General features: G+C 66.1%; 22 protein-coding genes. 7 read left to right on the top strand and 15 right to left on the bottom strand.

Annotated features, from left to right (window positions below; all coding sequences use genetic code 11):
* Positions 1-62 precede the first annotated feature (62 nt).
* The 3 genes from F3J20_RS23875 (at position 63) to rsmA (ending at position 3400) form a co-directional block, all read left to right on the top strand.
* Entirely contained in the window at positions 63-1427 is a 1365-nt protein-coding gene (locus F3J20_RS23875) for a peptidylprolyl isomerase (RefSeq protein WP_345889912.1), read from the top strand.
* A 14-nt stretch (positions 1428-1441) separates the two neighbouring features.
* The gene (pdxA, locus tag F3J20_RS23870) at positions 1442-2452 is read left to right on the top strand and encodes a 4-hydroxythreonine-4-phosphate dehydrogenase PdxA (protein WP_167035866.1); all 1011 of its coding nucleotides are present in this window, start codon (positions 1442-1444) and stop codon (positions 2450-2452) included.
* Between the two features lie 102 nt (positions 2453-2554).
* A complete protein-coding gene (gene rsmA / locus F3J20_RS23865) occupies positions 2555-3400 on the top strand; it encodes a 16S rRNA (adenine(1518)-N(6)/adenine(1519)-N(6))-dimethyltransferase RsmA (RefSeq protein ID WP_167035869.1) in 846 nt (281 codons plus the stop codon).
* A 49-nt stretch (positions 3401-3449) separates the two neighbouring features.
* Here the strand turns inward: rsmA and F3J20_RS23860 are convergent, their stop codons facing one another.
* The 7 genes from F3J20_RS23860 to glyQ form a co-directional block, all read right to left on the bottom strand.
* Complete coding sequence (locus F3J20_RS23860; protein WP_167035872.1) at positions 3450-4394, bottom strand: DMT family transporter; 945 nt, start codon at positions 4392-4394, stop codon at positions 3450-3452.
* 59 nt (positions 4395-4453) lie between these two features.
* Positions 4454-4849: a lactoylglutathione lyase gene (gloA, locus tag F3J20_RS23855; protein ID WP_167035875.1), complete on the bottom strand. Its 396-nt coding sequence runs from the start codon at positions 4847-4849 to the stop codon at positions 4454-4456.
* A 217-nt stretch (positions 4850-5066) separates the two neighbouring features.
* A complete protein-coding gene (locus F3J20_RS23850; RefSeq protein ID WP_167284712.1) occupies positions 5067-5960 on the bottom strand; it encodes a SprT family zinc-dependent metalloprotease in 894 nt (297 codons plus the stop codon).
* Between the two features lie 48 nt (positions 5961-6008).
* The gene (locus F3J20_RS23845) at positions 6009-6767 is read right to left on the bottom strand and encodes a lysophospholipid acyltransferase family protein (RefSeq protein WP_167035881.1); all 759 of its coding nucleotides are present in this window, start codon (positions 6765-6767) and stop codon (positions 6009-6011) included.
* A gap of 40 nt (positions 6768-6807) precedes the next feature.
* Positions 6808-7362 (bottom strand): D-glycero-beta-D-manno-heptose 1,7-bisphosphate 7-phosphatase, encoded by a 555-nt coding sequence (gmhB, locus tag F3J20_RS23840; protein ID WP_167035884.1) that lies wholly within the window; start codon positions 7360-7362, stop codon positions 6808-6810.
* Positions 7363-7372: 10 nt separating this feature from the next.
* The gene (gene glyS / locus F3J20_RS23835) at positions 7373-9472 is read right to left on the bottom strand and encodes a glycine--tRNA ligase subunit beta (protein WP_167035887.1); all 2100 of its coding nucleotides are present in this window, start codon (positions 9470-9472) and stop codon (positions 7373-7375) included.
* 15 nt (positions 9473-9487) lie between these two features.
* Positions 9488-10495 (bottom strand): glycine--tRNA ligase subunit alpha, encoded by a 1008-nt coding sequence (gene glyQ, locus F3J20_RS23830; RefSeq protein WP_167035890.1) that lies wholly within the window; start codon positions 10493-10495, stop codon positions 9488-9490.
* 302 nt (positions 10496-10797) lie between these two features.
* Here glyQ and F3J20_RS23825 point away from each other — a divergent pair, with 302 nt between their 5' ends.
* The gene (locus tag F3J20_RS23825; protein WP_167284711.1) at positions 10798-11643 is read left to right on the top strand and encodes a hypothetical protein; all 846 of its coding nucleotides are present in this window, start codon (positions 10798-10800) and stop codon (positions 11641-11643) included.
* 235 nt (positions 11644-11878) lie between these two features.
* Here the strand turns inward: F3J20_RS23825 and F3J20_RS23820 are convergent, their stop codons facing one another.
* The 3 genes from F3J20_RS23820 to F3J20_RS23810 form a co-directional block, all read right to left on the bottom strand.
* Entirely contained in the window at positions 11879-13489 is a 1611-nt protein-coding gene (locus F3J20_RS23820; RefSeq protein ID WP_167035896.1) for an FMN-binding glutamate synthase family protein, read from the bottom strand.
* Positions 13490-13963: 474 nt separating this feature from the next.
* Positions 13964-15184: a tRNA 2-thiouridine(34) synthase MnmA gene (mnmA, locus tag F3J20_RS23815; protein ID WP_167284710.1), complete on the bottom strand. Its 1221-nt coding sequence runs from the start codon at positions 15182-15184 to the stop codon at positions 13964-13966.
* A 118-nt stretch (positions 15185-15302) separates the two neighbouring features.
* On the bottom strand, positions 15303-15782 hold the full coding sequence (locus tag F3J20_RS23810; RefSeq protein WP_167284709.1) for an NUDIX hydrolase: 480 nt from the start codon (positions 15780-15782) through the stop codon (positions 15303-15305).
* A 360-nt stretch (positions 15783-16142) separates the two neighbouring features.
* On the opposite strand from F3J20_RS23810, the gene F3J20_RS23805 reads away from it, so the two are divergent.
* The 3 genes from F3J20_RS23805 to F3J20_RS23795 are packed head-to-tail and all read left to right on the top strand — an operon-like array spanning position 16143 to position 19074.
* The gene (locus F3J20_RS23805) at positions 16143-17282 is read left to right on the top strand and encodes a Re/Si-specific NAD(P)(+) transhydrogenase subunit alpha (protein WP_167035904.1); all 1140 of its coding nucleotides are present in this window, start codon (positions 16143-16145) and stop codon (positions 17280-17282) included.
* Positions 17283-17295: 13 nt separating this feature from the next.
* The gene (locus F3J20_RS23800; protein WP_167035907.1) at positions 17296-17622 is read left to right on the top strand and encodes an NAD(P) transhydrogenase subunit alpha; all 327 of its coding nucleotides are present in this window, start codon (positions 17296-17298) and stop codon (positions 17620-17622) included.
* Positions 17623-19074, top strand: a complete 1452-nt coding sequence (locus F3J20_RS23795) for an NAD(P)(+) transhydrogenase (Re/Si-specific) subunit beta (RefSeq protein WP_167284708.1) — start codon at positions 17623-17625, stop codon at positions 19072-19074.
* 89 nt (positions 19075-19163) lie between these two features.
* On the opposite strand, the gene F3J20_RS23790 is transcribed toward F3J20_RS23795, so the two are convergent.
* The 5 genes from F3J20_RS23790 to F3J20_RS23770 form a co-directional block, all read right to left on the bottom strand.
* Positions 19164-19904, bottom strand: coding sequence for a YafY family protein (locus F3J20_RS23790; RefSeq protein ID WP_167284707.1), 741 nt, complete (start codon positions 19902-19904; stop codon positions 19164-19166).
* Between the two features lie 37 nt (positions 19905-19941).
* Positions 19942-20325, bottom strand: coding sequence for a VOC family protein (locus F3J20_RS23785; protein ID WP_167035916.1), 384 nt, complete (start codon positions 20323-20325; stop codon positions 19942-19944).
* Positions 20326-20556: 231 nt separating this feature from the next.
* The gene (locus tag F3J20_RS23780) at positions 20557-21855 is read right to left on the bottom strand and encodes a class I SAM-dependent RNA methyltransferase (RefSeq protein ID WP_167284706.1); all 1299 of its coding nucleotides are present in this window, start codon (positions 21853-21855) and stop codon (positions 20557-20559) included.
* Between the two features lie 104 nt (positions 21856-21959).
* Entirely contained in the window at positions 21960-24110 is a 2151-nt protein-coding gene (locus tag F3J20_RS23775; protein ID WP_167035921.1) for a site-specific recombinase, read from the bottom strand.
* Between the two features lie 58 nt (positions 24111-24168).
* Positions 24169-24581: PqiC family protein (locus F3J20_RS23770; protein ID WP_167284705.1), on the bottom strand; the 413-nt coding region annotated here is incomplete at its 5' end.

Genomic DNA, 24581 nt, shown 5'->3' with positions numbered 1-24581 from the left:
TCGCCCGGTCATTCATGGCTTGCGAAAAGACGGGCGAAGCGCCCGACATCATTGGAGTATCTGTGGCAATCATGAAACAGCTTCGCTTGGCAACGCTCGCGGCGGCTCTCGTCGCCGTGGCGTCTTTCCTTCCGGTTGCGCCGGCGCAGGCGCAGGCGTTGAGCGACAGTGGCGGCCAGACGGTCGACACGATCGCCGCGGTGGTCAACAACGGCGTCATCACGCAGCGTGAGCTCGACGAACGCATGGGCCTCATCACGCGCCGGCTGAACCAGCAGAACGCGCCGGTTCCGCCGATGGACCAGTTGCGCCAGCAGGTGCTCACGCAGATGGTGCTGGAGCGCATCCAGCTGCAGAAAGCCAAGGAAGACGGCATCACCGTCGACGACGCGGCCGTGCAGCACACGCTCGAACGTCTCGCGCAGGCCAACAACATGACGCTCGCGGTGTATCGCGCGCGCATCGAGTCGGAAGGCGTGCCCTGGACCACCTTCATGAGCGACGCGCGCACCGAGCTGACGCTCTCGCGTCTGCGCGAAAAGGAAGTGGACAGCAAGATCACGGTGACGGACGCCGAGGTCGTGAACTACATCGCGAGCCAGCGCGGTCCGAACGCCGGGCAGACGAACGATCTGCACATCCAGCACATTTTCCTGAAGGCGCCGCTGAACGCGTCGGAGACCGACATCGAAGCGGCGCAGAAGAAGGCTGACGCGCTGCTCGCCGAAGCGAAGGGCGGCGCGAACTTCGAAAAGCTCGCGAAGGCCAATTCGCAGGCGCCGGATGCGGCGAAGAACGGCGGCGACCTCGGTTTCCTCGCGCCGTCGAAGCTGCCGCCCGAGTTCGTCACGGCCGCGGCAACGCTGCGCCCGGGCGAGGTCGACCCGCAGGTGATCCGCACCAACGACGGCTTCGAGATCGTGCGCCTCGTCGAGCGCCGCGCCGGCCAGGGCACCACGGCGGACGCGCCGAAGCTCGTGCAGACGCACGTGCGCCACATCCTGCTGCGCGTCGGCGACGGCATCTCGGAGCCGCAGGCGCGCGAGAAGCTGCTCGACATCCGCAACCAGATCGTCGCGGGCGGCGACTTCGCGAAGTTCGCGCGCACCTACTCGCAGGACGGTTCCGCCTCGCAGGGCGGCGACCTCGGCTGGATCAGCCCGGGCGAGACGGTGCCGGAATTCGAGCGCGCGATGAACTCGCTGCAGGACGGCCAGATCAGCGAGCCGGTGCGCAGCGAATACGGCTACCACCTGATCCAGGTGCTGGGCCGCCGCGATGCGGAAGGCTCGGTCTCGCAGCAGATGGATCTCGCGCGCCAGGCGATCGGCCAGCGCAAGGCGGAACAGGCCTACGCCGACTGGCTGCGCGAATTGCGCGACACGGCTTACGTGGAAGTGAAACCGGTCATGTCGAGCGCGCAGTAAGCGAGGTCGTCACCATGACAGGCGTCGCCCAGTCTGCCCAACTCCCGCTGCAGATCGCGATCACGACCGGCGAGCCCGCCGGCGTCGGTCCCGAACTGACCGCGCAGGCGTTGGCCGGGGCGGCGGCGCACTGGCCCGGCGCGCAGTTCACGGTGCTCGGCGACGCGCCCTTGCTCGCCGAACGCGCGCGCGCCGTCGGCGTCGACTGGGCCGCGCTGCTCGCCGACGGCCAGCGCGTGCGCGTCGAACACCGCGCGCTCGGCGCGCCGTCGCAGGCGGGCAAGCTCGACGCCGCGAACGGCCGCTACGTGCTCGATCTGCTCGATACCGCGATCGACGGCGCCGTGGCCGGCCGGTTCGACGCGATCGTCACTGCGCCGCTGCAAAAGAGCACGATCAACGATGCCGGCGTGCCGTTCACGGGCCATACCGAATACCTCGCCGAGCGCACCCATACGCCACGTGTCGTCATGATGCTCGCGGGCACCGGCAAGCGGCCACTGCGCGTCGCGCTCGCGACCACGCATCTGCCGCTGAAAGACGTTTCCGCGGCGTTGTCGATCGACAGCCTCGCCGAGACGCTGCATATCATCGACCGCGACTTGCGCCAGCACTTCGGCCTGCCCGCGCCGCGCATCCTCGTGACGGGGCTGAACCCGCATGCGGGCGAAAACGGCTACCTGGGCCGCGAGGAGATCGACGTCATCACGCCGGCGCTGCAACATGCGAACGCGCAGGGCATCGACGCGCGCGGTCCCTATCCGGCCGACACGCTGTTCCAGCCGCGCTATCTCGAAGAGGCCGACTGCGTGCTCGCGATGTTCCACGACCAGGGCCTGCCGGTCCTGAAGTTCGCGACGTTCGGCGAGGGCATCAACGTCACGCTCGGCTTGCCGATCATTCGCACCTCGGTCGATCACGGCACCGCGCTCGATCTCGCCGGCACCGGCCGCGCCGATGCGGGCAGCCTGATGGCCGCGATCGACACGGCGGTGTCGATGGCGCGGCATCGTCGCACGGCCTGAGGCGGCCGCCGCGCGAGTGGCCCGAATGAGCGGCTCGAATGAGCGGCTCAAGTACGCGGCACAATCCTTTTCTCAAGCAGTTTTCTTTCTGGCGTTTCTTCGATGTCCACCAGCAGACAGCAACAAGGCCGGCACCAGGGCCATCTCGCGCGCAAACGTTTCGGTCAGAACTTCCTGGTCGACATGGGCGTGATCGATTCGATCGTCGACGTGATCCGGCCGCAGCGCGGCGAGCGCATGGTCGAAATCGGGCCGGGGCTCGGCGCGCTGACCGGACCGCTGATCGAGCGGCTCGCGACGCCCGAGGCGCCGCTGCATGCGGTCGAACTCGACCGCGACCTGATCGGCCGTCTGAAAACGAAATTCGGCAATCTGCTCGAACTGCATGCGGGCGACGCGCTCGCGTTCGATTTCGGCTCGCTCGCCGCGCCGGGCGAGAAGGCGTCGCTGCGGATCGTCGGCAACTTGCCGTACAACATTTCGAGCCCGCTGCTGTTTCATCTGGCGACGTTCGCGGAGCGTGTGATCGACCAGCACTTCATGCTGCAGAACGAAGTGGTCGAGCGCATGGTCGCGGAGCCCGGCACCAAGGCGTTCAGCCGCCTCTCGGTGATGCTGCAGTACCGCTACGTGATCGACAAGCAGCTCGACGTGCCGCCCGAGGCGTTCCAGCCGCCGCCGAAGGTCGATTCGGCGATCGTGCGGATGATTCCGTACGAGCCGCACGAGCTGCCGGTGGTCGACGCAAACGTGCTCGGCGAAGTCGTGACGGCCGCGTTTTCGCAGCGTCGCAAGATGCTGCGCAATACGCTTTCCGCGCTGCGCGACCGTGTCGATTTCGAGGCGCTCGGCTTCGATCTGCAACGCCGCGCCGAAGACGTGCCGGTGGCCGAATATGTGAGCGTCGCGCAGGCGCTGGCGGCGAATTCGAAGGGCGCACCGCAATAAGCGGCGCGTGCGCCGTCGTCGTGAGATCGCGAGATGAGCGGCGGCGTGCCTAGGCCTTGCCGGGCTTTGCCTGTGCCGGTGCGTTGACGAGCGCGATGCCGGCCAGCACGAGCAGCGCGGCGCTCAGAAAGCGCGCGCTGAACGATTCGCCGAGCAGCAGCACGCCGAAGGTCACGCCGAACAGCGGCGTGAGAAACGAAAACACCGAGAGTCGCGACGCGATATAGCGCGTGAGCAGCCAGAACCACAACAGATAGCTGACGAATGCGACGACCACCGCCTGATAGGCGAGGCTCGCCAGCGCGAGCGGCGTGACGGTGTCCACGCGCATCTGACCGAGCCCGAGCGCCAGCGCGAGCAATACCACCGCCGATACCGCTAGCTGATAGAACAGCGTCTTGCTCGCGCTCATATGCGCGAGCCGCGAGCCGCGCACGACGACGGTCGTCGCGGCCCATGCGATGCCGGCGAGCACGCCGAGTGCGTCGCCGGCCGCGCCCGCAAGCGTCGAGCCGTGAGCCGCGCTGGTGTGCAGGAAGCCGTCGGCGAAGGCGAGCGCCATGCCCGCGAACGCGATGATGATGCCGAGCCACTGGATGCGCCGCATCCGTTCGCCCTCGACGAACCAGTGCAGACCGAGCGCGGTGAAGCACGGCGCGGTGTAGAGAAACACCGCCATGCGCGACGCGCTCGTGAGCGTCAGCCCAAGAAAGATGCAGATGAACTCGGCCGCGAACAGCACGCCCGCGAGCAGGCCTGCGCCGAGCGTGCCGTCGTCGCGAAAGAGCGGCGTGCCGCGCGAGCGCGCCCATGCCCACACGAGCACCGCCGCAATCGCCGAGCGCAGCCCCGCCTGGAAGACGGGCGGCAGCGCCGCGTTGGTGCTCTTGATCGCGACCTGCTGGAGTCCCCAGATCGCGCAGAGCCCGATCATCAGCAGGATCGCGAAGCTATCCGGGGCGCGGCGCGCGGGCAAGGCGGTCGTGGTGCTCATGGACGATGGGGTGACGAGAACGTTGTGATTCCGATACCGGGCCCAGGCAAGCGCGGGTCTCAGTCGACGCGGCCCTTCTTCTGGATCAGTTCGATCTTGTAGCCGTCCGGGTCGGCCACGAAGGCGATGACCGTCGTGCCGTGTTTCATCGGACCGGCTTCGCGAGTCACGACACCGCCGCGCTTCTTCACTTCTTCGCATGCGGCATAGGCGTCGTCCACTTCGAGAGCGATATGGCCGTAGCCGGTTCCGAGGTCGTATTGATCGGTGTCCCAGTTGTGCGTCAGCTCGATCGCCGCGGCTTCGGATTCGTCCTCGTAGCCGACGAATGCCAGCGTGAATTTTCCGTCCGGGAAGTCGCTCTTGCGGAGCAGGCGCATGCCGAGAACTTCGGTGTAGAAACGGATGGAAGCGTCCAGATTGCCGACTCGCAGCATGGTATGCAAGATTCGCATGGGTAATCCTTTGAAGGTGGGGCGGTAAATGTCTGGTTGAGTGACGGCAATTGTAAATGATTGCCTCATAGCCTGAATTCGACGCCGCGCGGGCGATGCGGCCTGAGCGGGAGGCACGTCGGCGGGTGCGGCTCGCTCGGGAGCGGGCACGAAGACCGCCGCGACCGGCATGCTGCAAATGCCGCGGCGCATCGAGGCGGCAAATCGAGGCGATGCCTCAAAGCGTCGGCAACAACTCCGGCGGATGCGACTTCAGTGTCTGCCGCGCCTCGCGAAATTCCGGAAAGATCGATTCGACGGTTTGCCAGAAGCGCGGACTGTGATTCATCTCGCGCAGATGCGCGAGTTCGTGCGCGACGACGTAATCGATGATGGACAGCGGAAAGTGAATGAGCCGCCAGTTCAGGCGAATCTTGCCGTCGCTCGAACAACTGCCCCAGCGCGTCGCCGCCGACGACAACGCATACGCGCGATAGTTGACGCCGAGCTTCTGCGCGTAAATCGCGAGGCGCTCGCCGAACAGCCGCTTCGCTTCGCCTTGCAGCCAGCCCTGCACGCGGTCCTTGATCTGCTGCGGATCGGCCTGCAACGGCAGCGGCAATTGCAGCGCGGCATGCTCGGCGCTGAACGCGAGCGTGCCGTGCGGCGCGCCGAGCGTGACGCGCACCGGCTGACCGAGGTACGGCACTTCAGCGCCATCTTTCCAGTCGATCTTCGGCAAGGCGCGCTGTTCGACACGCGTTTGCCATTCGATCAGCTTCGTGAAAATCCAGCGCTGCTTTTCGGTGATCGCGGTTTCGATATCGGCGAGCGTGACCCAGCGCGGCGCGGTGATCGTGAGACCGGTGCTGTCGATCGCAAAGCCGATCGAGCGGCGCGCCGAACGCTTGAGCACGTAGTGCAGCGTGCGCGAACCGATGACGAGACTGCGCAGCTTGCTGCCGTCCGGCGCGAGCGGCACGGCGGGCGGCATGACCGGTGCCGGATTCGATGAACCCGGCGCGGCAGGTGAAGGGGACGACGACATCGACCCCGGCTCGGCGAAGAGCGGGAGATCGAGCTGGCGGTTTTCGAGCGCCGCAGCGGACGGCGGCGTGGGAGACTTCTGCATCGGCTTCGCTTCGCGCAATACGCCTTCGGGCTTCGAGGGCGTGGCGCGTCAGATGGGGGCGGCGGCGGAGTCGCTGGCCGCCGCGCTATAGGCCGAGGGATCGATGCGGCGCATTTCGGCTTCGATCCACTGTTCGACGCGCGTGTTCACTTCGTCGGGCGTGAGCCCCGTCGTGTCGATCGGCTTGCCGATCGACACCGTGACTATACCCGGATATTTCGTAAACGAGTTGCGCGGCCACACGCGTCCCGCGTTGTGCGCGATCGGCACGACCGGCGCGCCGGTCGCGATCGCGAAGCGCGCGCCGCCGGTCTTGTACTTGCCCTGCTTGCCGGTCGGCGTGCGCGTGCCTTCCGGAAACATGATGACCCACGCGCCTTCGGCCATGCGCGCCTTGCCCTGCTTCGTGACCGATTCGAACGCGTACTTGCCTTCCTTGCGGTTGATGTGAACCATCTTCAGCATGCCGAGCGCCCAGCCGAAGAACGGCACGTACAGCAGTTCGCGCTTGAATACATAGCACAGCGGGCGCGGCATGATCGCCGGAAACGCGAGCGTTTCCCACGCCGACTGATGCTTCGACAGCAGCACGGCCGGACCGTCGGGCAGATTCTCGAAACCTTCGATGCGATAGCGGATGCCGTTCAGGTAGCGCACCGTCCACAGCGTGAGGCGGCACCAGCCGGCTGCCATCCAGTAGCGGTTTTCCGCGCGCAGGAACGGAAACGCGATGAAGCACGCGGTCGCATACGGCACCGTGACCAGCACGAAATAGATCAGCAGCAGCAGGGAACGGAGGAAGCGCATCGGCGTGGTCGGTGAAGGTTGGAAACGCGCGGTGCGCGCGTTATTCCTGAGCGTCGGCGAGAAAGTCGAGCGCGAACGCGCGCAGGTCGTCGTGCACGAGCGTGCCGTCGGGCAGGCCGCCGGCCGCGAGCGTCTTGCGGCCCTTGCCGCTCAGCACGAGATGGGTCGGATGACCGAGCGCCGCGCCCGCCTGCAGATCGCGCAGCGAATCGCCCACGACATGCGTTTGTGCCGGATCGATTTCGAAGCGTTCGGCGATCATCTTCAGCATGCCGGGCTTCGGCTTGCGGCATTCGCAATGATCTTCCGCCGTGTGCGGGCAGAAGAACACCGCGTCGATGCGCGCGCCGACGGCCGCGGCCATGCGATGCATCTTCAGATGCATCGCGTTCAACGCGTCCATGTCGAACAGACCGCGGCCGATGCCCGACTGGTTCGTCGCGACCGCAACGCGATAGCCCGCCTGGTTCAGGCGCGCGATCGCTTCGAGCGCGCCGGGCAGCGCGATCCATTCGTCGGGCGACTTGATGAACGCGTCGGAGTCGACGTTGATCACGCCGTCGCGGTCGAGGATCACCACTTTCTTGTTCGGCATGGCGCGGTACTCAGGCGGCGAGTCGGGAAATGTCGGCGACGCAGTTCATCTGCTGATGCAACGCGCCGAGCAAGGCCAGGCGATTGGCACGCAGCGCCGGGTCGTCGGCGTTGACCATCACGTCGTTGAAGAACGTGTCGACCGGTTCGCGCAGCGCGGCGAGCGCGGTGAGCGCGCCGGTGTACTCGCGCGCGGCCAGTTGCGACTGCACGCGCGGCGCGACCTGTTCGAGCTGCGCGTGCAGCGCTTTTTCCGCCGCCTCGGTAAGCAGCGCCGGCTGCACGCCGCCGTTCGCCGCGCCGTCCGACTTCTTCAGGATGTTCGAGATGCGTTTGTTGGCCGCCGCGAGCGATGCCGCTTCGGCGAGCGACGCGAATTCGCGCACCGCGTCGAGACGCGCGACGATGTCGTCGAGGCGCGTCGGATTCAGCGCGAGCACCGCGTCGATTTCGCCGGCCGCATAGCCGCGTTCGCGCAGGAGGCCGCGCAGGCGGTCCATGCTGAACTCGTAGATCGCGTCGGTCGAATCGGCGACGTTCGGCACGCCGGCGAATTGCGCATAGGCGGCGCGCAGCAGTTCGACGAAATCGACCGGCAACTGCTTTTCGACCAGGATGCGCAGCACGCCGAGCGCATGACGGCGCAGCGCGAACGGGTCTTTCTCGCCGGTCGGCTGCAGGCCGATGCCCCAGATGCCGACCAGCGTTTCGAGCTTGTCCGCGAGCGCGACGACGGTGCCGGTCGCGGTGGTCGGCAAGGCGTCGCCCGAGAAGCGCGGCTGATAGTGTTCCGAGCAGGCGAGCGCGACCTCTTCCGGCTCGCCGTCGTGGCGCGCGTAGTACGTGCCCATCGTGCCTTGCAGCTCGGGGAATTCGCCGACCATGTCGGTGATGAGGTCGGCCTTGGCGAGACGCGCGGCGCGCTTCGCGAGCGCGACGTCGGCGCCGGTCAGCGCGGCGATCGCGCCGGCCAGCCCTTCGAGGCGCTCGACGCGTTGCAGCGCCGAGCCGAGCTTGTTGTGATAGACGACGTTCGCGAGCAGCGGCACGCGGTCGGCGAGCGGCTTCTTCTTGTCCTGCGTGAAGAAGAACTTCGCGTCGGCGAGGCGCGGACGCACCACGCGCTCGTTGCCTTCGACGATCTCGTCCGGCGTTTCCGTCTCGATGTTCGACACGATCAGGAAGCGCGAGCGCAGCTTGCCGTTCGCATCGGTCAGCGCGAAGTACTTCTGGTTCGTCTGCATCGTGAGGATCAGGCATTCCTGCGGCACCTGCAGGAATTCGTCCTCGAAGCGGCAGGCGTAGACCACCGGCCATTCGACCAGCGCGGTCACTTCGTCGAGCAGCGACTCGGGCATCACGACCTTGTCGTCGCCGGCCTGTTCGAGCAGTTGCGTGCGGATTGCGTTCTTGCGTTTCGCGAAGCTCGCGATCACGCGGCCCCTGTGTTCGAGCGTTTCGGCATACGAATGCGCATGCTGGATCTGCACGAAGCCTTCGGAGAGGAAGCGATGGCCGAGCGTGGTGTCGTCGGCGTCGATGCCGAGCGCGCTGACCGGCACGACTTCTTCGCCGTGCAGCGCGGTCAGACGATGCGCCGGGCGCACGAATTGCACGCTCGAACCGTCCGGGCGCTGATAGGTCATGAACTTCGGAATCGGCAGCTTCCCGAGCGTTTCGTCGAGCGCGGCCTGCAGGCCGTCGACGAGCGTCGCGCCCGGCGCCGCGTAGCGCAGGAAGAACGCCTCGGCCTTGCCGTCCTGGGCACGTTCGAGATCGTTCACCGAGAAGTCGGGGAAGCCGAGCGCGGCGAGTTTCTTGGCGAGCGGCGCGGTGGGCTGGCCGTCTTTATCGAGCGCGACGGAAACCGGCAGCACTTTTTCGCGCACGTGTTTTTCCGGCGCAACGGCGCGCACGTTGTGAAGCATCACCGCGAGGCGGCGCGGCGTCGCATAGCCTTCGAACGACGGTTCGCCGTCGATCAGATCGCGCGCCGCGAGGCGCTGCGCAATGCCTTCGGCGAAAGCGTCGCCGAGACGCGCGAGCGCTTTCGGCGGCAGTTCTTCGGTCAGCAGCTCGACGAGCAGGGTAGCGTGTTGAGATTGAGTCATGGGTTGATATTCTCGTCAGTCCTGATCGATCTTGCGTTCGACTTTCAGCGGCGGCGCCCACGCGGGCATCGCGGCTTCCTGCTCGTCGGTCGTGAGGCCGGGCACGCCGTGCACCGGATTGCCGAGCATCGGGAAGCCGAGCTTTTCGCGCGAGTCGTAGTAGGCCTGCGCGACCAGACGCGACAGCGCGCGAATCCGGCCGATGTAGGCCGCGCGTTCGGTGACCGAGATCGCGCCGCGCGCGTCGAGCAGGTTGAACGTGTGGCCGGCCTTCAGCACGAGTTCATAGGCGGGCAGCGCGAGCTGCGTTTCGATCATGCGCTTCGCTTCCGCTTCGTAGCTGTTGAAGAACGTGAACAGCAGATCGACGTTCGCGTGCTCGAAGTTGTAGGTGGACTGCTCGACTTCGTTCTGGTGATACACGTCGCCATAGCTCAGGCGGCGCAGTTCGGGGCCGTTCGGGCCTTGCTCTTCCCACTCGGTCCAGACGAGGTCGTAGACGTTCTCGACCTTCTGCAGGTACATCGCGAGACGTTCGAGACCGTAGGTGATTTCGCCGAGCACCGGCTTGCAGTCGAGACCGCCGACCTGCTGGAAGTAGGTGAACTGGGTCACTTCCATGCCGTTCAGCCACACTTCCCAGCCGAGCCCCCAGGCGCCGAGCGTGGGGTTTTCCCAGTCGTCCTCGACGAAGCGCACGTCGTTCTGCTTGAGGTCGAAGCCGAGCGCTTCGAGCGAGCCGAGGTACAGGTCGAGGATGTTTTCCGGCGCGGGCTTGAGCACCACCTGGTACTGGTAGTAGTGCTGCAGACGGTTCGGGTTCTCGCCGTAGCGGCCGTCTTTCGGGCGGCGCGACGGTTGCACGTAGGCGGCGCGCCACGGCTCGGGGCCGATCGCGCGCAGGAACGTATGGACGTGGGACGTGCCCGCGCCGACTTCCATGTCGATCGGCTGGAGCAACGCGCAGCCCTGCTTGTCCCAGTAGGACTGCAAGGTCAGGATGATTTGCTGAAACGTGAGCATGAAGTGCCTTTCGGGCAGGGGGCCGTGCCGCGTGCGCCTGAGCGCCCGAGGCGGCCGTGGAGCGAAGTGCTAAACGCGAGATTTTAACGGAAAGGGCGCGGGGCGGCCTGTTTTGCGGGGGCGGACGGGTTGGGGTGCGGTTTTTGGGCGACAGGCGGGGGCGGGCGGCGCGGCCGTCGTTGGGCCGTCACGAAGTGCCTGTCTGAATAAATTTCTCATTTGGGATAAAAATTAGTCCAATTCTGATAGACGCCGGTGCCTGCGCTTTCGATACTGCCGTTTGCACATCACTTCATGCACACATGTTCGAACCATTGCGGGAGCGCATTTTCCGTTTCGCCGGGAACGGACTTTTCAAGCCGAAGGCGCGAGATCGCGGCGGTACCGCAATGGCGGGTGCGGGCAGCCAGATGATTTCGCGCCTGATAACAGGCGTCAGACGGATCGGCATCCGGTTACTGCTTGCAGTCGTCATTGCAGTGCCGGCGAGGGCCAATGACATGCAGGGAACAATGACGAACAGGCAGATGACTTCCGACCAGCAGGCGCAACTGCTGCGCTTCACTGAAGTCGGTTTGAAATGGGCCGCAGGGCAAATCACGTTCGACGACGTAATACAGCGCCTTGGCAAACCTCAATATCAGTCGGAGCAGATAGACCTGATCAAGTATGCGTATTACCAGAACGGTGTTATGTCGATGCATTTCGTTTACGACAAATTGAAACTCGTCGATGGAAAACCCCGCATCGCTTTCGTCGAGATCGAGGTCAGTAACGACGTTCGCACGAACATTCCCTATGAACATTTCGAAAGTCTGGGTCTGCACCGCCTGGTGCGTGGGGAGACAATCGATGGTATTCGTCGGGAAACCCGCCACTTTTTTTCCCCGACAGGCGCGCTCGAAATACCGCAATTCCACGGAAAGAACTACGTCACTTTTGGGTATCGTTTACCGATGCCGCGTGATTCCCTATTCGACGTAACTGCGGGCTTTAGCTACGACGTGAAATGGATCGACGATAGCGGTCCGCCAGCTCTCCACAATATTCGCAAAGCTGAAAACTTACGCGGCCTCGGAATCAGCCGTCATTACCTGACGCCCAAAGAACTGGAACAGCGACGTCAGGCCACGCAATGGAAGTACTGAACGATCAATCTGCGCATCGCGCAGGGTATGTCCGTACTTTCACGCCATTAGCTGCTCCTGACGCGGCAGGCATAAGCGACTTCTGATTCGGCACGGAAAGATCAGACATGACAGCAATGGAAAAAACGCGAAGCCACATTCCAGCCTCGGCACGGTCAATCTCGGTTCAGGTGGGAGCCGATGACATGCAAGATACTGCCATCAACAAGCCAACGACTCCCGCCGGGCACCGCGCTCAGGTCGCCGCCAGCTCCACCTTCGGCGAGAACGAATCGCATTGCGCGATCGGCCAGTACTTCTCGAACAGCGTATAGCGATAGTTGCCGTTGAGCAGGTCGTTCGGTTCGAGATACTTGAGCAGGTCCGACATGAGCCGCACTTCATGCGACGACACGCGCCGCACGATGTGATGCGCGCGCAGTTCCGCCGGGTGGTGCAGCCCCGCCGCCTGGATGATCTCCTGCAAGGCGTGCAGCGTGTTGTGGTGGAAGTTGAACACGCGCTCGGCCTTGTCCGGCACGACGAGCGCGCGCTGGCGCACCGGGTCCTGGGTCGCGACGCCGGTCGGGCAGCGGCCCGTGTGGCAGGTCTGCGCCTGGATGCAGCCGACCGCGAACATGAAGCCGCGTGCCGCGTTGACCCAGTCCGCGCCGATTGCGAGCGTCTTCGCGATGTCGAACGCGGTAATCATCTTGCCGCTCGCGCCGATGCGGATGCGCTGCCGCAAGCCGATGCCGACCAGCGTGTTGTGCACGAGCAGCAGCCCTTCCTGCAGCGGCACGCCGACGTGATCGGTGAATTCGAGCGGTGCCGCGCCGGTGCCGCCTTCCGCGCCATCGACGACGATGAAGTCTGGCAGGATGCCGGTGTCCAGCATCGCCTTGGCGATGCCGAAGAATTCCCACGGATGCCCGATGCACAGCTTGAAGCCGGTCGGCTTGCCGCCCGACAGCGTGCGCAGCCGCTCGACGAATTCGAGCAGTTCGCGCGGCGTCGAGAACTCGGAGTGCGTGGCCGGCGAAATGCAGTCGCGGCCCATCGGCACGCCGCGCGTTTCCGCGATTTCGGGCGTGATCTTGGCGGCCGGCAGCACGCCGCCGTGGCCGGGCTTCGCGCCTTGCGAAAGCTTGATCTCGATCATCTTCACCTGCGGCTCGGCGGCCTGTCTGGCGAATTTCTCGGGGTTGAACGTGCCGTCGTCGTTACGGCATCCAAAGTAACCCGAAGCGATTTCCCAGATGATGTCGCCGCCATGTTCGCGGTGATACTTCGACATCGAGCCTTCGCCGGTGTCGTGCGCGAAGTTGCCTTTCTTCGCGCCGAGGTTCAGCGCCATGATCGCGTTGGCCGACAGCGAGCCGAAGCTCATCGCCGAGACGTTGAAGATCGACATCGAATACGGCTGCGCGCGATCGGGGCCGACGACGATGCGAAAGTCGTGGCCGTCGAGCTTCGTCGGCGCGAGCGAGTGGCTGATCCATTCGTGCGCGACCGCTTTCACGTCGAGTTCGGTGCCGTACGGGCGGCTGTCGACGTCGTTCTTCGCGCGCTGATAGACGATGCTGCGCTGCGCGCGCGAGAACGGTTTTTCGTCGGTATCGTCCTCGACGAAGTACTGCCGGATCTCCGGGCGGATGAACTCGAAGATGAAGCGCATATGGCCCCAGAGCGGGTAGTTGCGCAGGATCGCATGGCGCTGCTGGGTCAGGTCGAACAGGCCGAGCGCGACGAGCGCCGCCGGCACGACGAGCCAGAACCACGACAGGTGATGCGTCGCGGCAAGCGCGGCACATGCGACGAGGAGCGCGACTGCGCACCACATGGCCAGATAGCGTCGAGAAAACATGGAGACTCCGGTACGGTGAAAATCATTGCGGCGGGATCGTGCGCGCGGGTCGCGCGGACGGTATCCGCCGCGAAGGAAAACGGGTGGCCGTGGGTCGGCGTACAGCGGATGTTAGCCCGAAATGTTAGCCCGAAGCGGCCGCGCGCGCCGTGGCGTGCGCAGGGCGTGCAAAGCGCGCGAGCCCGGGGACGCACGAAAAGGCACGAAAAGCGGCGCAGCGCGGGCCGGCGGGCGGCAGCTTACGGTCGCACGCGAAGGTGAAGCTCGTGTGAATCGGGCGCGCGAGGTGAAGGGATAGGATGAGGCGAGCGCAGCGGCTGCGGCGGACATGGCGGCCACGGCCGGGGGGCCGGGGCGGCGGGACGTATCAGGCGCGGCGGGGGGCCAGGGCAGCGGGGCATATCAGGCGCGGTGCGGCGGGGAGCCGGAACCACGCAACACGCCGTTCCCGCCACCCACGCCGCTTTGCCTCGCTCAATGTCCGCCGAGCAGCGCCGCTTTTTGCAGTGTGCCCTGCGGCTTTTTCCGCGCGCGCGCTTTCGGCTGCTTGGGCGGCTGGGCTTGCGGCAGTTCCGCCGGCTGGCCGGTCATTGCCTGTTCGATGATGCCGCCGCCGAGGCACACGTCGCCGTCGTAGAGCACCGCCGATTGTCCCGGCGTGACGGCCCATTGCGCGGCCTCGAAGGTCAGCTCGAAGAGGCCGTTGCCGGCCGCGCCGCCCTTGGCGCTGCCGAACGTGCAGGCCGCGTCGGCTTGCCGGTAGCGCGTTTTCGCGCCGCACACGAAGCCTTCGGGCGGCGGCTCGCCTGCGACCCAGCTCGTATTGCCGGCCGACAGCGTGTGGCACAGCAGCCACGGATGCTCGTGGCCCTGCGCGACGAACAGCGTATTCGAGGCAATGTCCTTGGCCGCGGCGAACCACGGATCGCCGTTGCCGTCCTTGCTGCCACCGAGGCCGATGCCCTTGCGCTGGCCGAACGTGTAGAACGCGAGGCCGATGTGTTCGCCGACCACCTTGCCGTCGGTCGTCATCATCGGGCCGGGCTGGGTCGGCAGATAGCGGTTCAGGAAATCGCGGAACGGCCGTTCGCCGATGAAACAGATGCCGGTCGAGTCCTTCTTCTTCGCGTTCGGCAGGCCGATCTGTGCGGCGATCTCGCGTACCTTCGTCTTCGGCATTTCGCCGAGCGGAAACAGCGTCTTCGACAGTTGCGCCTGGTTCAGCCGGTGCAGGAAGTACGACTGGTCTTTCGTATGATCCAACGCCTTCAGCAGTTCGAAGCGGCCGTCGCGCTCGTGGTTCTGGCGCACGCGCGCGTAGTGGCCGGTCGCGATGGTTTCCGCGCCGAGCGACATCGCGTGATCGAGAAAGGCCTTGAACTTGATTTCGGCGTTGCACAGCACGTCCGGGTTCGGCGTGCGGCCGGCCGAGTATTCGCGCAGGAATTCGGCGAACACGCGGTCCTTGTATTCGGCCGCGAAGTTGACCGCTTCGACGTCGATGCCGATCAGGTCCGCCACCGACACCACGTCGATCCAGTCCTGGCGGGTCGAGCAGTATTCGCTGTCGTCGTCGTCTTCCCAGTTCTTCATGAACAGGCCGACCACGTCGTAGCCCTGTTCCTTCAGCAGCCACGCGGTGACCGACGAATCGACGCCGCCCGACATGCCTACTACGACTTTGCGCTTGCTCATAAGGTGCTCATTGGGTGCTGCATGACTGCATGGATCGTGAAATGGCCGCTCGTGACGGCTGCTGCAACGGTTGCCGGGCGGTTGGCCGCGGCGCTTATCTGGCGCTTATCTCTGGCGCTTATCTTTTCGGCCCGACCGAATGCGTGTGCACGAAGTCGAGCGGGAAACGCCGGCCGGCCAGGTAATCGTCGACGCATTGCATGACGAGCGGCGTGCGGTGCCGCTCGGGGCAGGCACGTAACTCGTCGGCGCTCATCCACAGCGTGCGGACGATGTCGGGATCGAGCGCGCGCGCCGGGTCCGGTGCGCCGCCCGCGCCGCAATAGGTGAAGCGCAGGTACGTGATGCCCTCGCGCTCCGGCCGCTCGAAGTGGGTCATGTACATGCCGACTAGCGCTTCAGGCGCGAACGGATGGGCGGTTTCCTCGAGCGTTTCGCGGATCACCGCGTCCAGCAGCGTTTCGCCCGCTTCCAGATGGCCGGCGGGCTGGTTCAGGCGCAGGCCGGCGGCGGTGTGCTCCTCGACCAGCAGGAAGCGCCCGTCACGCTCGACGATCGCCGCGACGGTCACGTGCGGCAGCCAGGTTTCCGGTTTCATGGATGCGCATTTTACCGGTTATGGGCATGGGCTGCCGGGCGTCGGCGCGGGCGCGGCCGGGGTAGCCGGCGCGGCTTGCGTGGCCGTATGGCCGCGCGGCCGGAGGATGGGAGTGCGGATAAGCCAGGGATTGGCGAGGAATAGGCGAGGCATCAGCCGGGAATAAGCAACGAATAAGCAACGAATAAGCACGCCCGTCCGGAATCGCCCAGCCACATTGCCGTGCCCCCCGCATTGACCCCGATTTTTGCACCGCGGCGGTTTCGGTTAAAGTGGGACCTTCGTTAGCCGTTGCATCTGCAAGCCGGCGTGCCTCGTCGGCCGATCCGTCGTCAAACAGGAAGTCGAGGAGGAACAACGATGCACATCGGAGTGCCAGCCGAGACGCGCGCGCATGAAACCCGCGTTGCCGCGACGCCCGAAACGGTCAAGAAATACGTGGCGCAGGGCCACCGCGTCACGCTCCAGAGCGGCGCCGGGGCCGGCGCGAGCTTTCCCGACGAGGCCTATACGGCCGTGGGCGCGGAAATCGTCGATGCGGCCACCGCGTTCGGCGCCGATCTCGTCCTCAAGGTCCAGTCCCCCACCGACACCGAACTGCCGCTCCTGAAGCGCGGCGCGACGCTCGTCGGCATGCTCGATCCGTTCAACGCCGACAACGCCCAGAAGCTCGCCGCCGCCGGCCTCACCGCGTTCGCGCTCGAAGCCGCGCCGCGCACGACGCGCGCGCAGAGCCTCGACGTGCTGTCGTCGCAGGCGAACATCGCCGGCTACAAGGCGGTGCTGCTCGCGGCGACGCTCTATCCGCGTTTCATGCCGATGCTGATGACGGCCGCCGGCACCGTAAAGGCCGCGCGCGTGCTGATTCTCGGCGCGGGCGTGGCCGGCTTGCAGGCCATCGCGACCGCGAAGCGCCTCGGCGCCGTGCTCGAAGCCTCCGACGTGCGGCCGGCCGTGAAGGAGCAGATCGAATCACTCGGCGCGAAGTTTCTCGACGTGCCCTACGAAACCGACGAGGAGCGCGAGGCCGCGCAGGGCGTCGGCGGCTACGCGCGGCCGATGCCGCCGTCGTGGCTCGCGCGCCAGGCGGCGCTCGTGCATGAGCGCGCGAAGCAGGCCGACGTGGTGATCTCGACCGCGCTGATTCCGGGCCGTCCCGCGCCGACGCTGCTGTCGGTCGACACCGTGCAGGCGATGAAGCCGGGCTCGGTCATCGTCGATCTGGCGGCCGGGCGCGGTGCGGAATACGAGGGCCGGCGCGGCGGCAACTGCCCGCTGACCGAGGCGGACCAGGTGGTCGTCAAGCACGGCGTGCAGATCGTCGGCTATACGAACCTGCCGGCGATGGTGCCCGCCGATGCGTCGTCGCTGTACGCGCGCAACCTGCTCGACTTCCTGAAGCTGATCGTCACCAAGGAAGGCGCGTTGAACATCGATCTCGCGGACGACATCGTCGCGGCCACGCTGCTGGCGCGCGACGGTCAGGTCACGCGCAAGTAACGGGAGAGCGGCGATGGAAGTCATCAATCACACCGTGATCAATCTGATCATCTTCGTGCTGGCGATCTACGTCGGCTATCACGTGGTCTGGAATGTCACGCCCGCGCTGCATACGCCGCTGATGGCCGTGACCAATGCGATCTCGGCGATCGTGATCGTCGGCGCGATGCTCGCGGCGGGCCTGACGGTCGGCGGCGCGGGCAAGTTCTTCGGCACGATCGCGGTCGCGCTCGCGGCCGTCAACGTGTTCGGCGGCTTTCTCGTCACGCGGAGAATGCTCGAGATGTTCAAGAAGAAAGAGCCGAAGAAACTTCCCGCTGGCGGCAAGGAGGGTGCGTAAATGAGCCTGAACGTCGTCACGCTGCTGTATCTGGTCGCGTCGGTCTGCTTCATCCAGGCGCTCAAGGGGCTGTCCAATCCGAAGACCGCGCGCGTCGGCAATACCTTCGGCATGGTCGGCATGGCGATCGCGATTCTCACGACCATCGCGCTGATCTCGAAAGAGGCCGCCGCGCTCGGCTCCAATCTCGGCCTCGGGCTTGGCCTGCTGCTGGGCGGGCTGGTGGTCGGCGGCGCGATCGGCGCGTTCGTCGCCGCGCGCGTCGAGATGACGAAGATGCCCGAACTCGTCGCGGCCATGCACTCGCTGATCGGTCTAGCCGCGGTGTGCATCGCGTATGCGGTCGTCTCCGAGCCCGCCGCGTTCGGCCTCGTCGATCCCGACAATCCAATCCCGGGCTTCCTGCCGTACGGCAATCGTATCGAGCTGTTCATCGGCACGTTCGTCGGCGCGATCACGTTCTCGGGCTCGGTGATCGCGTTCGGCAAGCTGTCGGGCAAGTACAAGTTCCGGCTCTTCCAGGGCGCGCCGGTCGTGTACGCGGGCCAGCATCTGATCAACCTGATGCTCGCGCTCGCGATGATCGGCTTCGGCATCCTCTTCTTCCTCACGCAATCGTGGCTGCCGTTCATCATCATGACGGTCATTGCGTTCGTGCTCGGTGTGCTCATCATCATTCCGATCGGCGGCGCGGACATGCCGGTCGTCGTGTCGATGCTGAACTCGTACTCGGGTTGGGCGGCGGCCGGCATCGGCTTCTCGCTGAACAATCCGATGCTGATCATCGCGGGCTCGCTCGTGGGTTCGTCGGGGGCGATCCTGTCGTACATCATGTGCAAGGCGATGAACCGCTCGTTCTTCAACGTGATTCTCGGCGGCTTCGGCAACGAGGCGGGCGCGGCGACGGGCGGTGCGACGGAGCAGCGTCCGGTGAAATCCGGTTCGGCCGACGATGCCTCGTTCATGCTCGGCAATGCCGAAACCGTCGTGATCGTGCCGGGCTACGGGCTGGCCGTGGCGCGCGCGCAGCATGCGTTGAAGGAGTTGACCGACAAGCTCGTCGAGAAGGGCATCGAGGTGAAGTACGCGATTCACCCGGTGGCGGGCCGCATGCCGGGCCACATGAACGTGCTGCTCGCCGAGGCCGAAGTGCCGTACGACATGGTCTACGAGATGGAAGACATCAACGGCGAGTTCGGCCAGGTCGACGTGGTGCTCGTGCTCGGCGCGAACGACGTGGTGAATCCGGCGGCGAAGAACGATCCGAAGTCGCCGATCGCGGGCATGCCGATCATCGAGGCGTACAAGGCGCGCACCGTGATCGTCAACAAGCGTTCGATGGCGGCGGGCTATGCCGGGCTCGACAACGACCTGTTCTACATGGACAAGACGATGATGGTATTCGGCGACGCGAAGAAGGTGATCGAGGAGATGGTGAAGGCGGTGGAGTAGGCGTACCCGGTTTCGTTGTTCGCGGTTCGTTTCAGTCCACTCGCCGCTCGCCGCCTGTGCTGATAGCAACGGCGACGGGCGGCGGGCTCTCACCGCGACTTCGCATTGACATGCCGCAGCAGGTCCGCGAGCCGCCTGCCTTCCCGATCAGGATAAGTTTCGAGCACCTCGAGATCGCGGATCTTTTCGAGCCCGAAATTGCGGAAATCGCCGCGCAGTTCGCACCATGCACCGAGCGTCCAGCGCGCGCCCCAATACGCGAGCGCGAGCGGCCAGACGCGCCGCTCGGTGTTCGCGCCGTTCGCGTCGGTGTACGCGAAACGCACCACCTGGCGCATGTCGATCGCGCGATGCAGCGTGTCGAGCTGCGCCGAAAAATCCCCTTTGATGTGAAACGACGGTGCGAAGATCGCGAGCCGTTCGAGCGTCGCGCGCTTGTCGGCGGGCATCGCCGAGGCGATCTTCGCAAGTGCTCCGCGCGCGCCGCTTGCGAAGCCCGCGCCGCCCCACGATTCGAGCATGCGCGCGCCGGCTGCGAGCGCGGCGAGTTCGTCGGCGGTGAAGGTGAGCGGCGGCAGACTCGCCGAGCGCGAGAGCCGGTAGCCGATGCCGGCTTCGCCTTCGATCGGCACCCCTGACAATTGCAGATCGCGCACGTCGCGATAGACCGTGCGCAGCGAAACGTTGAGCCAGTCGGCCAGTTGCTGCGCGGTGGTCAGGCGCCGCCCGCGCAGCAACTCGGCGATCTGGAACAGGCGGTCGGCGCGGCGCGTCATCGTGGGCGTCGGGTAGAAGAGGAGGGGGAGGGTCCCGCGATGATAGCGCCGCATGGCGGCTTCCGGTGGACGTGCGGCGAGCCGGGTGCGCCTAGCCGTTGGTACGCGAATGCAGGCCGACGCGGTTGCCCTCGGTATCGATGAAGAACGCGATATAGCCGATATCCTGCGGCAGCTCGATCACCGGGCCGTCGGTCTTGCCGCCCGCCCGCTCGATGCGCGCGAGGGCGGCGTTGACGGTGGGCTGCGCGTTCAGGTAGACGGTGACGCCGTCGGCGGCAGGCTTCATCGACGGGCCGTGGACGATCGCGCCGCCGGTGGCCGGCTCTTCATAGCCGAACGTGGCGATCGGCTGACCGCCGAACTCCTGGCGGTTCAGTTCGACATCGAGCGCGGCTTCGTAAAAGCGCACCGCGCGGTCGAAATCGACGGACGGAATTTCGAACCAGGCAACGACTTTGGGCAATGCGGACATGACACTCTCCTTCGGTTGGCAGTAGGCCGTACAAGGCGCCGGATGGCGTGAGAAGGAGTGTGCTGGAGGGCTGCTGACAGCGTAGTGGCAGTAGGGGACGAGTGGTTTGTCTGTGCCGTCGTCCCTTACCACATCAAATGAAAAAGCCACGGTCGTGAGACCATGGCTTTTCTTGCCGGCATGGCGTGCTTGCAATGCGGCGTCGCTTGAGGCTTGACGCGCTTCGTTGCCTTAGCCCGCCGCCGACACATCCCCCTGCGGCCGCTGCCGTACACTGCCCGCGATCAGGTCGAAGCGGAACAGCCGGCATTCGAGCGCGCCGTTAAAGAGCGGTGTCTTGGTCGATTCGCGCAGCCGCAACTGGCCCGGCAGCTTGCGATCCGAGGTCAGGATAAACGCGTTCCAGCCGGCAAAACGCTGCTTCAATGCATTGCCGAGCGACTGGAAAAATTCGCTGTCGGGCGCTTCTTCCTGAATGCGGCGAAAGCCGTCGTCGTCGCGATGCTCGCGATTGCCGCGTCCTTCGCGCAACTCGCCGCGTGCATTGCGGCCGCGCACTTCGATCCGCTCGCCATACGGCGGATTCGCGACGAGGATGCCGGCCCCCGAGGCGGGCGGCGTCATGTCGCGCGCATCGAGCTGCTTGAGCGGAATCGTCGGCAAGCCGGCGCGCTCGAAGTTCGCGCGTGCTTTTTCGAGCATGTCGCCGGAGATGTCGCTGCCGAAAATCTGCAAGTCGGTGCCGCGAGAACCGCGTGCCGTGTTTTTCGCTTCGAGCGCCGCGCCCTTCAGCGCTTGCCAGGTCCGCGAGTCGAACTGCTTGAGCTTCTCGAAGCCGAAGCGGCGCTCGACGCCCGGCGCGATGTTCAGCGCAACCTGCGCCGCTTCCGCGAGGAACGTGCCGCTGCCGCACATCGGGTCGTAGAGCGGCGTGCCGGCTTGCCAGCCCGTGAGACGCAGAATGCCCGCCGCGAGGTTTTCGCGCAGCGGCGCGGCACCCTTGTCGAGACGCCAGCCGCGCTTGAAGAGCGGGTCGCCCGACGTGTCGAGGTAAAGCGTGCAATCGGTCGCCGTCAGGAACGCGAACACGCGCACGTCGGGCATCGCGGTGTCGATGCTCGGGCGCGCGCCGCTCTTTTCGCGCAGACGGTCGCAGATCGCGTCCTTCACGCGCAGCGTCGTGAATTCGAGGCTGCGCAGCGGCGACTTGATCGCGGTGACGTCGACACGCAGCGTCTCGTGCGCGGAGAACCACTGCTCCCAGCGCTGTTCGACCGCGAGTGCGTAGATGTCCTGTTCGTTGCGGTAGGGCCGATGCGCGATTTTCAGCAGCACGCGGCTCGCGAGCCGCGAATGCAGGTTGGCGGCCATGCCGGCGGCCCAGCCGCCGCGGAAATGCACGCCGCCCGGCACCTGGGCGCCGGCCGTGAACGGTGCGCCGTTCAGATGCTGGGCGGCAATTTCGGCGAGTTCGGCCGCGAGCGGAGCTTCGAGCCCGCGCGGGCAAGGAAGGAAGAAATCGAAGGACATTGAGGTTGCCGCAAGGCTTGGGATAAGGCGCTATTGTACGCGGTCGGGGTGGGCGGCCCGGCGCGATTCGTGCCGAGCCAGGCGAGGGTGCCGCCCGGCTCGCCTTACCGCCCCTGCGGTTCCACCTTTGCCGGCCACACGAGTTCCAGCGGCCGCCGCCGCAGCCGCTGCCAGATTGCGCCACGCAGCGAGCGCACCGCGCTGCGCCGCAAATCGCGCGATTTCGCGGCCATATAGAACGCCAGCGCGAAACTGACTGCGACGTTGAGAATCGCCATGCTGCCGACGCCCGCCACCGCCCACCACAGCGCCGGCAGTCGCAGCGCGTCCTTGCCGAGCACGCCGAGCGCGACGCCGATCGAGCCGGCGCTGAGCGTCACGTGACGCACCTCGAACTTGAACGCGAACGCGGTCAGGATCGCCGGCACGAGTCCGAGCATCAGACCGAGCGTGATATTGCCGGCCACGCCCGCGACGTTCGTGCGGCAGAAACGTGCGAGACGCTCGGCACCGGCCGCGCCGAGCGTCATGCGCAGACGGCGGTTGTAGGCGAGCGCATCGGCGACGCGATGCAGGATGAACCAGTTGTCCGCCCAGCCCGCGAGCAGGCTCGACGACCACAGCAGCACGCCGGTCAGCGCCGCGTAGAACGGCGTCGGCCCGACGAGCGAGAACGACTGCAGCGTCGCGAGCGCCTTGTCGGCGGAGATCAGATCGGTGTGGAACAGCGCGTGCCACAGCAGGTCCACGCCGAGGCTCACGGGGAACACGAGCAGCACGTTGCCGAGCACGGCGGCGGCCTGGGTGCGCATCAGCGCCGTCACCGAGCTGACGAAGCTGTCGACGCCCGCCGGCGTGCCGACGTCGTCGAGTTCGCGCGCGAGCGTCGGCGCGGTCATGGCCGGCTGCTTGGTCGCGAGCGAGAAGTGCAGGAAGTGCATGAGCAGGAAGCTCGCCGAGTAGTTGATGCCGGCGAGCAGGCCTTCGAGCATCGCGTGCAGATGCGCGCCCGTGATCGCGAACTTCACGCAGACCGTCACGACGGTGACGAGCCCGCCGCCGGCCGCCATGCGCATCATCTTCAGATACTCGGCGCGGTCGCGCGCGATGTAGTGCTCGCCGGTGTCGGCACTGTACTCGACGACCTTGCGCGCGAGCAGCGAGAAATTGCTGCGCGCGAGATGCGCGACGCTCTGGCTGGCCTGATTCGCGCGCACGAGTTCGGCGCTCAGGCGCGCGACCGCGCGCAGGTCGTCGCGCGCGAGCCAGGCGTCGAGCAGATGCTCGGCGCGCTCGATGCGCATGCGCATCCGCTCGACCTGGAACACGATGTCGACGCTCACGCCGTTGCGATACAGATGCGCGAACACGTTGTCGGTCGCGACGCGGCACTCGTCGAGCAGCAGCCGCAGATAGTTGACCTCGCGCAGCAGCGGCTCCTGCGGGCTGCCCGCGGCGTAGGCGTCGTGCGCGGCTTCGAGCGCGAGCATCGCGCGCGTGAGCCGGTAGAACGGCTGTTTTTCCATCGCGACGCGCACGTCGCTCGTGTCGTCGGCGAGTGCGTCGCTTGCGGCCGCGCCGCCGAGGCGGCTGCGCACCGTCTGCGACAGACCGGTCGAGCTGATCTGGCAGGTGAGGTTATGCAGCGCGGCGAGCAGATCGAGCGAGAACGGCGTGCTGTTGCGCGCTGCGTCTTCAGCGGAGGCGAAGCCGAACAGCGCGTGAATGCGCGCGAGCAGATCGGCGGGCAGCGTGTCGATCCATTCCGCGTCGAGCCCGGAGCCGAACATCAGCGTGACGATCGCGGTGAGGTCGCGGCGGTTCGGCGCGGGCGGGATCAGCGAGGCTTCGACGCGTTCGAACACCGCGCCGAAGAAGCCGGAATGCACGGGCATGCCGGCGTCGCAGAGCAGCGAAAGGCTGTCGCTTTCGCGCAGCAGCGCGCGCAGAATGCCGGCCACGTTGGCCTTCCACGCGGGATTGCGATCGAGCACGTGCAGCAGATAGCGGATGCGCGTGTGCGCGGGGTTCTTCGATGGCGGCGCGGCGGATTCGGCGGCGCTGTTCGCGGTCTCGGCCGCGCCGGGCTGCACCGTGCGGCCGCGGCGAATCCAGTGCGCGAGTTCGATCAGCCATTCGCTGCGCTCCGCGTAGGGCGCGGTTTGATCGGCGATCGCGAGCAGCGCATCGAGTTGATGCCCGCCGTCGCGCGACGCGCGCCATTTTCTGATGAGTCGTTTGAGCGAGTCGAACATGGTTTTTCTGTGTCCTGCGGATGCCGAGGGGGATGGGTGGGCCGGTGCCTCGAATGCCTCAGGCGCCGCTTCCCGTGTTCATCCCCGCGGCCGGACACGGCGGCACGGCCACCGCCGCCGCTTTCCCTGCCGCCGCACCCACACCGCTCGCCGCCATCGCCCGCACCGCCGACGCGATCTGCGTCGACACTTCCGCGAGCGCGCGCCGATGTCCGTCGACGAGCGCGTCATACCCGCTGCCAACCGTCTCGCCGACCACGCTGCGGCACGTCATCACCGCATTGCCGCGCACGGCCCGCACGCTCCACACCGCATCGATCAGCGCATGCGAGCCGGGCCACGATTCGAAGCGCTGCACGTTCATGGCGATCCGGTACACCGGCGTGTTGTCCGAACGCGCGGTGCCGAACGCATCGAGGGTGCCGAGCTGCTGCGTCAGGTCCGTCGACAGCGCGCGGCGAATTTCGTCGA

It is taken from the genome of Paraburkholderia sp. Cy-641 (genome assembly GCF_011752945.1).
Classification (GTDB): domain Bacteria; phylum Pseudomonadota; class Gammaproteobacteria; order Burkholderiales; family Burkholderiaceae; genus Paraburkholderia.
This window is presented reverse-complemented; position numbering and strand designations above follow the sequence as displayed.